This window comes from Arthrobacter sp. TMS2-4 (genome assembly GCF_054511075.1).
The window spans coordinates 14,640-27,375 of record NZ_JBTNDI010000005.1; the positions used below are offsets into that span (position 1 = coordinate 14,640).

A 12,736-nucleotide genomic window follows, 5' to 3' on the forward strand; every position below is an offset into this window, starting at 1 on the left:
AGTCTGTGGTCAACACGCCGCTTCCCGCGGCACCACTGACGACAGGAACCCCCATGCTCACGATGCACGATCTCGATCCCCTGCTCGGCCACCGCACCACGGTCGTCACGGACGAGGGGGACAGGGTGGGGTCGGTCGGCGAGGTATATCTGAACGACGTCACCGACGCTCCGACCTGGGTGACCGTCCACACGGGCCTGTTCGGAACGAAGGAGTCCTTCGTTCCGCTCGCAGGCGCCACGGTGCAGGGCGACCAGCTCGTCGTCGCGTATCCTCGCGACCTCATCCGGCGCGCGCCGTCCATCGAGCGTGACGGGCACCTCAGCCCCGAGGACAAAGGTGTTCTGTACGCGCACTACGGCCTCGACGAGACGACGGCGGCGACGGCCGGAGGCGATGCCGGCGGAGGGGTCACCGAGGAAACCGAGGAAGGGGAGCCGGCAGGACAGGACGGGGTCACGCGTGAGCGGCGCGGCAACGGCTCACCCTGGATGGTCCGCTCCGAGGAGCGGCTGCGCGTCGGGACCCAGACGCACGAGGCTGCCCGCGTCCGGCTGCGGAAGTATGTGGTCACCGAGGAGGCCCGCCTGACCGTGCCGCTGCTGAAGGAGGAGCTGGTGATCGAGCGGGAGCCCATCACGGCGCGCAACGCGCCGGTGGACGAGTCGCTCTTCCGTGAGGAGATGGTCGAGCTGGTCGGCCACGAGGAGCGGGCCGTGGTCCTGGGCACGGAGACCGTACCCGTCGAGCGGGTCCGATTGGCCAGGACCACCGTCGCGGGCAGGGCCACGGTGAGGGAAGTGGTGCGGAAGGAACGCATCGTCACGAGTGTCGATGGCGACGCGTCGATCGGTTCCGACGCCGACGCCGGCGACCTAGGGGCTCGCCCCCGCCGGTCCGGTGGCCGCCTGCGCGGGAAGGCTGCAGGGCGCAGCCAGGCCGCACCGGGCGACGAGCGGTCGGACGGGACCGTCACCAGCAGTCCCAATCCGCTGCTGAAGGGCAAGAACAAGCGACGCTGACGGGCGCGCAACCCGTGCACGGCTGTCCGACAATGTGCAGGGAAGGGCGCAGGAGCGAGCTCGCGACGATCGGAGGAGGAGCATGAGTGTCCCCACGCCGGCTGATGACGCCATCGCGTCCTATCAGGCTTCCTTCACGGAGGCGCGCGGGTTCCTGAACTTCGCGAGTTTCGGGCCGCCGTCGCGCGCGGTCCGGCAGCGGGTGCAGTACCTCATGGAGCTCGCCGGCGATGGACGAACCGGGATCAATGGCACCCTGTACGGGGAGGACCGCCGCGCCCGGGAATCCTTCGCGAGGCTCAGCGGCTTCCCCGTCGAGAACGTCGGGCTCACCGGCAGTACCTCGCTCGGCCTGTTCCAGGTGGCGTTCGGCCTGGCCGGCGGCTCGGTGCTCGTCAGCGCCGGCGAGTTCCCCGCCAACACCTACCCCTGGCTCCGCACCAGCGCCGCGGGACGGGCGCGCGTCGAGCTCGTCGGCGGCCCCGGCACCCGCATGACCCCCGACGTCGTCGCCCGTGCCCTGACTCCGGAGACCGTCGCGGTCAGTGTCAGCGCCGTCGACTTCCGCACCGGTTACCGCGCGGACCTGGCGGGGATCCGCGCGGTGATCGGCCCCGACCGGTTGCTGGTGGTGGACGGTATCCAGGCGTTCGGTGTCGCGGACCTCGACTGGACCCGGGCGGATGTCCTGATCGCCGGCGCGCAGAAATGGATCCGCGCCGGCTGGGGTGTGGCTGCCCTCGCGTTGTCGCCGCAGGGCATGGAGCGGATCGAGCCGCTGCTCACCGGGTGGACGGGCGTCACCGATTCCGGGAGGTACGACGGCGAGGAGCACCCGCCGCTGCCCGGAGCCCAGCGCTTCTCCATCTCGAACCTCTCGCCCTATGCGACGGGTGCGTTCGCCGAAGCCCTGGCCCTCATCGAGACGGTGGGTGTGCTGATGATCGAGGGGGTCGTCGCGGACCATGCCCAGTCGCTCGTCGGGCATCTCGACGCCGTCGGGGTACGGGTCCTCTCGCCGCGGGAGCGGTCGGATGCCGCGGGGATCGTGGTGGCAGGCATCCCCGGGCGCGCGGCCGAGGCCCACGCTGCCCTGGCGGACGCCGGCATCACGGCGACGCTGCACGGGGATCGCCTCCGCTTCTCCGTGCATGCGACCACCTGCTCCGCGGTGTTCGGTGAGGCCGCCGGGGTGCTGGCGCCGTTCGTGTGAGGTCGGCCGCGCCGTCGTCCCCGTGTTCCGTTCGGCAGGGGGCAGGCAGACGGCGTGTCCGGACCGACACGCGGTCCGTGGTGGACACGCCAGGAACGACGGCGCGCACGGCCGGCCACTGCAGGGGCGGGCGGCACTATACGACCACGCTCCCCGGTGCACCAGAGTGCAGCAGGAAGATCGGCCACCGGGAGCGCCCGAGGGCCGAAGTGTCCGAACCCGATGCTACGGTCCGACCAGAACGTGTGACTCAGGCAACATGTTCGTCGTCGTAGGGCGCCGGGTCGGTGTTCTACACCGGCTGGGACATTTCACAGAGGAGAACCCTTGAATTCCATCACTCGTACCCGTGGGCTGCGGTGCGCGATGGCGCTTGCCGTGACCGGCGCCGTCGTCCTCGCGCCCGTGAGCGCGCAGGCCACCCCCGTCCGCGCACCCGCCGCGCCGTCGTCCTTCACGTCCTCGCCCAGTGCCGACGGCTCTGCCGAGAGACTCGACGACCGCTCGGACCCCGCGGCCGATGCGCGCCGTGATCTCAACCAGCAGGCCCTCGGGAAGGTCATCGCCGGAGAAGCGAAGGTGGAGGACCGGAACGGCTCGAAGGCCGTCAAGATGGCTCCCGGCCAGTGGGCGCAGTACGGCCTGCAGGACAGCGACCAGATCCTGTCCTTCCTCGTCGACTTCGGCACCGAGATCGATCCGCGCTTCCCCGCGTCGGCCGCCGGACCCACGCACGGCGCGATCAAGCAACCGGACCGCGCCGTGGACAACTCCACCTACTGGACGGACTCCTTCGACCGCCAGCACTACCTCGACATGTTCTTCAGCGATGAGGGTGAGTCCCTCAAGGGCCTCTACGGGGAGATGTCCAGCGGCCGCTACACGGTCGACGGCGACGTCAGCGACTGGGTGACCGTCCCCTACAACTCGGCCAGTTACGGCGAGACCGAGAGCCAGGCCGACATGACCCGCTTCGTGCAGGACACCGCCGACGCCTGGTACGACTCGCAGATCACGGCCGGGAAGACGCCCGCCGAGATCGACGCGTACCTCGCCACCTTCGACCAGTGGGACCGCTACGACTTCGACAAGGACGGCGACTTCAACGAGGCCGACGGCTACATCGACCACTTCCAGGCCATCCACGCCGGCGAGGGCGAAGAGGCCGGGGCGCCGTCGTCGGCCATCTGGTCCCACCGCTGGGCCGTGGGCCAGGCGGGCCGCGGCACCACGGGCCCGTCCGCGAACCCCTTCGGCGGCATAAAGATCGGCGGATCCGATCTCTGGATCCGCGACTACACCACCGAGCCCGAGAACGGTGGCCTGGGTGTGTTCGCGCACGAATACGCCCACGACCTCGGCCTGCCCGACCTGTACGACACCAGCGGCGGCGAGAACAGCACCGGCTTCTGGTCGCTCATGAGCTCCGGCTCATGGCTCGGCCACGGCGACGGTTCGATCGGCACCACCCCGAACCACATGGGCGCCTGGGAGAAGCTGCAGCTCGGCTGGCTCGACTACGAGGTCGCCACGGCCGGTGAGAAATCCACCCACAAGATCGGCCCGTCCTTCCACGCCACGAAGGCCCCGCAGGCCGTCGTCGTGAACCTGCCGAAGGACGCGGCCGGCAAGAACCGCTTCTACATCGCCGAGAACCGCGTCTACGCGGGCTACGACGCCACGCTCGCCACCGGCCCGTACAACTTCGGCTGGGGCATCACCGCGCCGGACACGGTGGAGCACTACGCCTACCAGGACGGCATGAGCATCACCTACTGGAACACCGCCCAGAGGAACAACAACACGCGCCAGCACCCGGGCGCAGGCCTCGCCCTGCCCGTCGACGCCCACCCCAAGGCACTGACGTGGTCCGACGGCTCGATGGTCCGCAACCGCATCCAGAGCTACGACGCCACGTTCGGCAAGCAGGCCACCGACGCGCTCAGCCTCAATCGCGAGACGGCGGCGGGCCTCACGACGCTCACCGCGCCGTCGCAGCCCGGGGTCGCCGTCTTCGACGACACGGACCCGAACGCCTACTATGACGCCACGAACCCGCAGGGCTCCGTCGTCGTCGCCGGCACCGGGACGACGATCGAGGTCGTCCAGTCCAACTCGACGGGCATGCTGACCCTTCAGGTCCGCTAGTTCCGAGGATCCACGCACAGCAGGAGCCGGGAGGTCACTCCCGGCTCCTGCTGTGCGTGGCCCCGACGATGCGGGGAGGCGTCAGCCGCGCCGTCGTTCCCGAGTTTCATTCGGCAGGGGGCCGGCAGACGGCGTGTCCTGACTCGCAACGCGGTGCGTGGTTGCACAGCCAGGAACGACGGCGCGCACGGTCGGCACTGCAGGGGCGGGTGGTGCCGTGGGATCAGTGCGTGCCGCGCGGCCGGCGCGGTTGGGCGACGACGGCGATCGCGAGCGCGAGGAGCAGGGCGACGATGCTCAGGACCCCGGCGACCGTGTATCGGAGCGAAGTACCTTCGGGAGGTGCTGCCTGGAAGCCTTCGGCCTGCTCCGCCGGGTCCACCTCCTCGGCCGGGACCACCTTGTCGACCCGGACCTCCTCGACGGGGGTCGGCGCCCCGGAAGTCGCCGCACCGGTGTCCGAGGGCGCCGGCGCTCGTGGCGCCGGCTGGTCGATGACGACGGCCTCGCCGGCGCCGGGCTGCTGCCCACCGCCCGGGGCGGGGATGCTCTCCGCTTCCTCGGCGGGGTCCGTTGCCTCCGGCGTCGCGTCGCCGGTGGTGGACGGTGGCGGTGCATCCGGCGTCGGAGAGTCCAGGGTGGGAGCGGCCGGGGTGGGAGCGGCCGGCGGGGCGACGGGATCCGTCGGTGCCTCAGCAGGCGGCGGGACCGTCGTGTCGGGCCCTTCCTCGGCGGGCGGTGCTGTGTCCGCCGGCGGGTCGATCGGCGTCGTCGGCTCGCTCGGGGAGGGTTCCACGGGTGGCACGGGTGGCACGGCCGGTGTCGTGCCGGTCATGGCAGGGAAGGGTGTTGCGGATCGGGCGGGCACCGGATCGGACGGCTGGGGTGCTGGAGCGGGGGAGGCGACGGCGGCCGCGGGACCGGACAGCAGCAGTCCGATGCTGATCACCAGGGTGGAAAGGGTTGTGGAGGCGCGCATGGCAGAGGGGAACTCTCGAATGACTGTGGTGCATGGAGGCGGGACGGCCCATCAGCAGTGCAAGCTGACTACGTCATCCATGCTACGCGTCGGGCGTCAACCATCCCATCACGATCTTCCGCTGGACAGGTGGCGTCGGACTCATTCCCTGCTGGTTCCGGGGATCGGGACCAGTGCATCCCGGCCGGCGGCGCGGGCGTGCGGAGGCTGGAACACCACGAAGCGGTACGCGAGGTAGCGGAACACATTGCCGAGGAGTACGCCGACGACGTTCCCGGAGACGTTGTCCGCGAGGGGGCTCCTGAAACCCAGGACGTAGTGCGAGACGAAGAGGCAGGCCGTTGCGATCCCGAGGCCCAGCAGATTGGTCAGCCCGAAGAGCAGTGCTTCCTGGCGCTTCGCCCTCCCCCCGAAGTCCCGGAACGTGAAGCGCCTGCTGCCCCACCAGGACACCCCGGTCGCCAGGGCGACGGAGCACACCTTCGACGAGATGGGGCCCACGCCCAGCCCCGAGGAGAGGATGTTGAACACCGAGATGTCGACGACGAACGCCACGGCCCCGACGGCGGTGAACGATCCCAGCCGTCTCCAGGCAGCGCGCACGAATCGGTCCCCTCAGTCGATGACGGTCCAGTCTAGGCTCCCGATCGGAGGGCCCCTGAGGGGCTCGCCGGGGCTGCCGCGCGCCGGACGCGCCGACCGGCCCAGCCGGACACCACCTCACTACAGCAGTGAGTGGCCGCCCAGCCGGTGGTAGGAGCGGTTGTGGTAGACCAGCGGCGCTTCACCCGCACCGTCGTCGCCCTGCTCGATCGCCACGACCTCCGCGGCAAGGATCATCGACCCGCCGACGGGAAGCCTGTGCCGGACGCGACACCGCAGTGCCCAGGGCGCCTCCACCAAAAGGGGTTCGCCCGTTGGCAGCGGTCGCCAGTCCACCGCCGGGCCGAAGCGGTCGGCGCCACGCGTCGCGAAGAGCTGCGCGATGCCCACCTGGTCGGCGCCGAGCAGATGGACCACCAGGGTGTCCGCCTCGATGAGGGCCGCCGCCGACGACGACGCCGTCGAGACCGAGAAGGCGAGCACCGGCGGCTCGGCGGAGACGGAGGACACGGAGGACGCCGTCAGCCCGACCGGCCCGTCCACTCCCTGGGCGGTGATGACGGCGATGCCGGCCGGGTGGGTGCGGAACGCGTCCTTGAAGAGCTCGGCCGTGGCGATCGCGGGGCCGGTGGGAGTGGTCATGGCGTCAACGCTAGAACCTCAACAGAGGTTGAGGTCAAATCGGGGGATCGGGGTCCAGGAGGGTGGATGGAACACCCCTGGACGCGGCGGCGTCGTCGGGGTTCACGAAGCCGCACGCGGCCAGGGACAGGCAACCGCACCCGATGCAGCCGTCGAGGCGGTCCCGCAGGTGCTCGAGCTGGGCGATGCGCTTGTCGATCTCCTGCTGCCACGCTGCGGAGAGCCGCTGCCAGTCCGCCTGGTCCGGGACGCCGTCGGACGGCAGTTCGGCGAAGGCCCGCGCCACGGTGGCGAGCGGGATGCCCGCGCGCTGGGTTGCACCGATGACGGCGACCCGGCGGAGGACCGAGCGGTCGTACCGGCGCTGGTTGCCGGCCGTGCGGCGGCTGGTGATCAGGCCACGGCGTTCGTAGAAGTGCAGCGCTGAGACGCTCATGCCGCTGCGCGCGGCGAGCTGGCCGACGGACAGGTCCTGGTCGCGGGTCACGGAGGCCTCCTTCCTGCTGCGGTACCGGGTGCCAGCGTAGCGGCGAGGCCACCGGCCCCGCCCGGCGCGGGACCGGTACCTGACGGGGGCGCCGGTCGGTCAGCCGAGGTGCCACCCGGACAGGTCGAGGACGCGGTCCGCCCTGTCCCGGGTGGCGGCCACGCGGGCGGCGTTGGGTTCGTCCACCCGGCGGACCCAGTCCTCGGCCGCTGCCGGTGTCTTCCCGAACCGGATGTGCCGCGCAACGAGGCGCCGGCGGCGCAGCCCCGCCTCGACGTCGACGAACCACACCTCGTCCAGGTGGGTCCGGGCCTCCCGCCACCCCGACGCGTCGAGGAGCAGGTAGTTGCCCTCGGTGATGAGCATCGACGACGACGGCGCCACCGGCAGGGCATTGGCGAGGGGCTGCTCGAGCCCGCGCTCGAACGCCGGCGCGTAGACGGTGTGGTTGGGATCGTCCGCCAGACGTGCCAGCAGCGCGGCATACCCGTGGGCATCGAAGGTCTCCGGCGCTCCCTTGCGGTCCAGCAGGCCGAGGGCCACCAGGGCCTGGTCCGCCAGGTGGAACCCGTCCATGGGGACCAGGGCATGGCGCTCGGGGTCGAGCCCTCGGACGGCCTGGGCGACCGTGGACTTCCCTGCACCCGGCGGCCCTGTGATTCCGAGCAGAGTCCTCCGGCCGCGCACGGGTTCGGGCAGGAGTGCGCTGAGCTCCTCGATGCTGCTGACACTCGTCATCGCCGCGGATCCTCCTCCTGCGTCGCCTGCCCGGCCGGCGTCGTCCCCGCGTCCATCATGCCGTACGGGCCTTCCGCCGGCCGGGCAGCTAGCCGGCGGGGCGCAGGGACGTGAGCATCGTCCGGATCCGCTGGTACTCCTCCGTCTCCATGTAGGCCTGCGGCGTGTCGATGTGCATGGGCTTGCCGGGATAGATCTCGTACGGGTCGTAGACGCCGCCGAATGCAGCCCCCGAGGGCGGCCACGTGAAGAAGTGGGCGATCGGGCAGGCGGTCGGCCCCTCTGGAAGGGGCGCGGAGGTGATCCCGTAGGCGAGGGTCGATGCCGCCATCGGATCGGTTATCGAGGGGTCCGTGCGGCCTTCGAAGACGAACGTCGGGGTGCCCGAGGCCTGGGCCAGGGCGGGCAGCGGCTCCGAGTCCAGGAGCGCGTACGGCACTTCCGCCGGACACACGGCCCCTGTGACAAGGTCGGTCTGCAGGGACGCGAGCCGCCGGCCGGCGTCGTCCTCGACGGCGACCGCCACTCCCTGCGGCGGGGTCGGGGTGGACGCGACCACGGCCCAGTCCGCAGGATGGTCGAAGGACAGGGCGCCGTCCGGGGTGGTGTAGGTGGCCCACCCGGCGTCGCCGTCTGCGCCGTCGTCGGGCGGGGTTTCGGACGGGGTCTCGGACGGGATCTCGGACGGGATCTCGGACGGCGGGCCCGTGGGCGCCGGCGTCTCGGCGGGTGAGGTTCCGGGTGCCGACACGACATCCTGCGTCTCCCCGGTGTCGGGGGTTGCTGGATCGGCGCCGGCCTCGGGAGGGGCGCAGGAGGACAGAAGAAGAGCGAGGCACAGAGCCCCGGAGGACAGCAGTGCGGTGCCTGGACGACCCATGGGTACTCCTTCGTAGCGCGGGTGGGTCGCTCCATGATGCTGCTGTCCGGACGCCGGGTCCATACCACGCCCGAATCGTTATCAGGACAGCGGGATCATTACCGAACCGTGTGTGAAACGTGACGGACGCGGGTGGCAGGATCCGCGGAACGCCCCGGCAGAAGCACTGGACCGGCGGTGCCACCGGTGCCAAGGTTGGTCCATGGTCAGCGAAGACGATGTGCGGTCCGTCTGCCTCGCCCTGCCCGGGGCCTCGGAGCGGCTGAGCTGGAGCCGGCCCGCGTGGTTCGCCCGGAGCCTCTTCGCCCGCATGTGGGACGACACCGTCCTGACGATCAAGACGGAGGAACGGGACGCGCTGCTCGCCTCCCAGCCGGGCGCGTTCTTCGTCCACCCGCACCACGAGCAGTACGAGTCGCTGGTGCTGGTGCGGCTCGGCCGCATCGATCTCGAGGAGTTGACCGAACTCATCGACGAGTCCTACCGGATCGCCAGCCGGACTGCGCGGCGACGCTAGCGCGGGTGCCCGCCGCGACCCGCCCGTTCCGGCTGCAGGTGCGTGGGCAGGACGCTGCCCGGGGCGCGGCTGCGGATCAGCAGGAGGTTCCGGGCGTGTTCGTGGAGCCGCCGATCCTCCTCCGACCTGGGCACCCACGCCGGCACGGGGACGGCTGTCCCCTCCTCGTCGCGCGCCACCATGACGGTGAGGCACGTGGTGGTCAGCTGCATCTCACGCGACCTCGGGCTCCCGGAGCGGACGTGCACGGCAATGTGCATCCCCTTGTTGCCCGTATAGACCAGGCGCGCCTCCACCTCGACGACGTCCCCGATATGCAGGGGCTTGAGGAACCGGACGCCGCCGGAGAACACGGCCACGGTGTCCAGTCCGCAGTACCGCGTGGAGCAGACGTAGGCGGCCTCGTCGATCCAGTCCATCACGGTTCCGCCATGCACCTTCCCTCCCCAGTTGACGTCCGTGGGCGCCGCGAGGAACCGGAGGACCGTCCGTTCAGCGGTGCTGCCGTCCGTATATTCCTGACGGCGCATCTCCTCGACGATCTCCTTGCGGACCCCGATGCGCGCGACCGCATGGTCGCTCTCCCGGCGTTCGTCCTCCGTTCGGGGTTCGAAGGGCGGCACGGGGACGGGCTTGCCGTCCGGCCCCACCGCCACGAAGATGACGAGGCACTCGCTGCGCCTCCCGCCGTCGTCCCCGGTCACCGATCCGGAGGAGACACGCGTGCGGATGTGCATGGAGGAGGTTCCCGTATGGACGATCGTGGCCTCCACCTCCACGAGGTCGCCGACCGACACGGGGTCCGCGAAGTGGATGTTCCCGACGTAGGCGGTCACGCAGTAGGTCTTCGCCCAACCGACGGCGGCGGCGTAGGCGGCTTTGTCCACCCATTCGAGCACGGTGCCGGCGTCCACCGAACCGCTGTGCCCGAGGTCGGTGGGGGACGCGAGGAAGCGGAGCGTGACGGAGTTCGACGGCGGAGCGGCGGGACGGGGCAGGGATTCCATGCCCCAGTATCACCCGGCCCGCGTCACAGCCCGAGGTCGACGACGGCCACCCCGCCCGCGGACGTGTCGCCGGCCATCGCGAGAAGGGCGTCGGGCACGGCGTCGAGGGCGATCCTGCGTTCGATGAGGTCCTGCGGGCGCAGCCTGCGGGCGGCCACGAGGTCCAGCAGGCCCGCGTAGTCGTGGGCGGGCATGCCGTGGCTACCGAGGACTGCGAGTTCCTTCCCGATCACGGCGCTCATCGGGATCACCGGGTCCGCGGGGAACAGGCCGATCTGCACGTGCCGGCCCCGGGGGCGCAGGGACAGGATGCCGACGGCGGCGGTCTCCTCGCGGCCCAGCGCATCGACGGACACGTCGACGCCGTCCGGGGCGGCTTCCCGTACTGCGTCGAGCACGGCGGCCCGGGAAAGGCCCGCCGAATGGACGGTGTCCAGCGCGCCGAAGCGGGCGGCGCGCGCGAGGGCGTCCTCGTCGATGTCGACGCCGATGACGCGCGCGCCCAGCGCCACGCCGATCATGACGGCGCTCAGCCCCACACCGCCGCAACCGACCACGAGGAGGGTCTCGCCGGCGGTCAGCCGCGCCTGGTGCACGAGCCCGCGGTACGACGTCGCGAACCGGCAGCCGAGCAGGGCGGCGGCCCCGGCGTCGAGGGATTCCGGAACGGTGATGAGGTTCGTGTCGGCGTCGTGCAGGGCCACCAGATCGGCGAAGGAGCCCCAGTGGGTGAAGCCCGGCTGCGTCTGGTTGCGGCACACCTGGCCGTTCCCGGACACGCATTCGGGGCAGCGCCCGCAGGCGCAGACGAACGGCGTGGTGACGCGCTCGCCGATCGAGAAGCGCCGGACGTCACTGCCTACGGCCTCGATGGTGCCCACCAGTTCGTGGCCCGGCACGTGCGGGAGGCTGATGCCGTCGTCGTGCCCCAGCCAGCCGTGCACGTCGCTGCGGCACAGGCCGGTGGCTTCGACGCGGACGACGACGCCGCGCGGCGACGGGAGGGGGGCGGGGACGTCGCGGAGGACGGGACGGGCGGAGAACTCATCGAAGCAGACGGCACGCATCGCACTATTGTGCCCTGCGGCGACACCGCCCGTGGCTGACCTGCCGGATCAGCCCGCGCGGAGCCGGTGCCGTTCCCGACGGCCGGTGACGGTGTCGGTCGCGAGGCTCAGGGCCAGGCCCGCAGCGACGATCACGATCATCGTGAACGGGAGGACCTCGAGCCCGGCACCGTCGAGCAGGAGCCCGCCGAGGAGTGCACCACCGCCGATGCCGATGTTGAACGCCGTCGTCTGCAGGGCGGCCGAGAGGTCACGCGTGCGGAAGGAGGCCGTGCGGAGCATGCGGGTCTGCAGCAGCGCGGGGATCCCGCCGAACGCGGCACCCCAGACGATGACGCCGATGAGCACCACGACGGTGTTGGAGGTCGCGAGGGTGAGGGTGAGGACGGCGGCCATGACCATCAGGACGACGACGCCGAACGCCTTCCTCGGGAAGCGGTCCGCGGCGTAACCGGCGCCGACGAGGCCGATGATGCCCGCGCCGCCGTAGAGGAACAGGACGAGGGCGACGGACCCGGGCTCGAAGGCCGAGACGTCGGTCAGCCAGGCCGCGATGTACGTGTAGAAGGTGTTCTGGCCGGTCAGCAGGATGAGGATGACAACGCATAGCAGGATGACCGCCCGGAAGCTCGGGTCGCGACGCAGCGGGACCCGTTCCTCACCCGCTTTCCGTTCCACGTAGTGGTTGACCGGCGGCAGGAACTTCACGATCACCAGGGCGAGCAGGGCGACGACCACGCCGATGATGGTGAACGCCGCACGCCAGCCGAGGGCGTTCCCGATCGCGGTGCCCACCGGGACGCCGAGGACGAACGCGGCCGTCCCGCCCCCCGCGGTGATGGCGACCGCCTTGCCCAGCTGGTGCGCCGGGACGAGGTGGGCGGAGTAGGCGGCGACCACGGCCCAGAACAGCCCGTGTGCCAGGCCGCCGAGGATGCGCGCGGCAACGAGCACGCCGTAGGTCGGGGCGATGGCCGCGAGCACGTTTGACACGGCGATCACGAGGAGGACGACGACGATCAGGGATTTGCGCGAGAAACGTTGCGTCACGGCGGCCAGGGGTGTGGTGGCGACGACGACGGTCCCCGCGAAGATGGTCACGAGGTAACCGGCCGTCGAGATCCCGACGCCGAGGTCGCGCGCCATGGCCGGCAGGAGGCCGGTGGGCAGGAACTCGCTCGTGACGGAGACGAAGATCGCTCCGGCGAGGGACAGCAGCCCGAGATAGGGGAACGGCGCGGTGGTGGTCACCTTCGCGGTGGAAACAGACAAGGGGTACCAATCGTGGGATATCCGGGGGTCATCGCCCCGGGTGCACCGTTGAAGACCGGGAGGCGTACAGGATCGTGCCCAGCAGCGGCGCGACTCCTGCAGCAACGCCGCCGCCCCGCCGGGCATTCCCACACCGGCCCGGCACCGTCAGGCCGTCGTGC

Annotated in this window: 13 protein-coding genes; 4 read left to right on the forward strand and 9 right to left on the reverse strand. The window is 71.0% G+C overall.

Annotated features, from left to right (window positions below):
- Window positions 1-53 precede the first annotated feature (53 nt).
- The 3 genes from ACX80F_RS08385 (at window position 54) to ACX80F_RS08395 (ending at window position 4,383) form a co-directional block, all read left to right on the forward strand.
- Entirely contained in the window at window positions 54-1,022 is a 969-nt protein-coding gene (locus ACX80F_RS08385; protein ID WP_459335931.1) for a PRC and DUF2382 domain-containing protein, read from the forward strand.
- Between the two features lie 82 nt (window positions 1,023-1,104).
- Window positions 1,105-2,235 (forward strand): aminotransferase class V-fold PLP-dependent enzyme, encoded by a 1,131-nt coding sequence (locus ACX80F_RS08390; protein WP_459335932.1) that lies wholly within the window; start codon window positions 1,105-1,107, stop codon window positions 2,233-2,235.
- A gap of 366 nt (window positions 2,236-2,601) precedes the next feature.
- Window positions 2,602-4,383, forward strand: coding sequence for an immune inhibitor A domain-containing protein (locus ACX80F_RS08395; protein WP_459336106.1), 1,782 nt, complete (start codon window positions 2,602-2,604; stop codon window positions 4,381-4,383).
- A gap of 223 nt (window positions 4,384-4,606) precedes the next feature.
- On the opposite strand, the gene ACX80F_RS08400 is transcribed toward ACX80F_RS08395, so the two are convergent.
- The 6 genes from ACX80F_RS08400 to ACX80F_RS08425 all read right to left on the reverse strand — a co-directional run bounded on the left by ACX80F_RS08400 (window position 4,607) and on the right by ACX80F_RS08425 (window position 8,712).
- Window positions 4,607-5,362 (reverse strand): hypothetical protein, encoded by a 756-nt coding sequence (locus ACX80F_RS08400; RefSeq protein WP_459335933.1) that lies wholly within the window; start codon window positions 5,360-5,362, stop codon window positions 4,607-4,609.
- Between the two features lie 141 nt (window positions 5,363-5,503).
- On the reverse strand, window positions 5,504-5,965 hold the full coding sequence (locus tag ACX80F_RS08405) for a GtrA family protein (RefSeq protein WP_459335934.1): 462 nt from the start codon (window positions 5,963-5,965) through the stop codon (window positions 5,504-5,506).
- Window positions 5,966-6,085: 120 nt separating this feature from the next.
- Entirely contained in the window at window positions 6,086-6,607 is a 522-nt protein-coding gene (locus tag ACX80F_RS08410) for a flavin reductase family protein (protein WP_459335935.1), read from the reverse strand.
- Window positions 6,608-6,641: 34 nt separating this feature from the next.
- Window positions 6,642-7,094 (reverse strand): redox-sensitive transcriptional activator SoxR, encoded by a 453-nt coding sequence (gene soxR, locus ACX80F_RS08415; RefSeq protein WP_459335936.1) that lies wholly within the window; start codon window positions 7,092-7,094, stop codon window positions 6,642-6,644.
- Between the two features lie 99 nt (window positions 7,095-7,193).
- Window positions 7,194-7,832: a nucleoside/nucleotide kinase family protein gene (locus ACX80F_RS08420; RefSeq protein WP_459335937.1), complete on the reverse strand. Its 639-nt coding sequence runs from the start codon at window positions 7,830-7,832 to the stop codon at window positions 7,194-7,196.
- A gap of 88 nt (window positions 7,833-7,920) precedes the next feature.
- Window positions 7,921-8,712 carry a hypothetical protein gene (locus tag ACX80F_RS08425; RefSeq protein ID WP_459335938.1) on the reverse strand — a complete coding sequence of 264 codons (792 nt, stop codon included), beginning with the start codon at window positions 8,710-8,712 and terminating at the stop codon, window positions 7,921-7,923.
- A gap of 202 nt (window positions 8,713-8,914) precedes the next feature.
- Between ACX80F_RS08425 and ACX80F_RS08430 the strand changes: the two genes are divergently transcribed.
- Entirely contained in the window at window positions 8,915-9,229 is a 315-nt protein-coding gene (locus ACX80F_RS08430; protein ID WP_459335939.1) for an MmcQ/YjbR family DNA-binding protein, read from the forward strand.
- Here the strand turns inward: ACX80F_RS08430 and ACX80F_RS08435 are convergent.
- From ACX80F_RS08435 to ACX80F_RS08445, 3 genes are read right to left on the reverse strand one after another with little or no spacing between them, the layout of a single operon-like run.
- Complete coding sequence (locus ACX80F_RS08435; protein WP_459335940.1) at window positions 9,226-10,236, reverse strand: acyl-CoA thioesterase; 1,011 nt, start codon at window positions 10,234-10,236, stop codon at window positions 9,226-9,228. The two genes, ACX80F_RS08430 and ACX80F_RS08435, sit on opposite strands and share 4 nt — an antisense overlap.
- A gap of 23 nt (window positions 10,237-10,259) precedes the next feature.
- Complete coding sequence (locus tag ACX80F_RS08440; RefSeq protein ID WP_459335941.1) at window positions 10,260-11,303, reverse strand: alcohol dehydrogenase catalytic domain-containing protein; 1,044 nt, start codon at window positions 11,301-11,303, stop codon at window positions 10,260-10,262.
- A gap of 48 nt (window positions 11,304-11,351) precedes the next feature.
- Window positions 11,352-12,575: an MFS transporter gene (locus ACX80F_RS08445; RefSeq protein WP_459335942.1), complete on the reverse strand. Its 1,224-nt coding sequence runs from the start codon at window positions 12,573-12,575 to the stop codon at window positions 11,352-11,354.
- Between the last annotated feature and the right edge of the window lie 161 nt (window positions 12,576-12,736).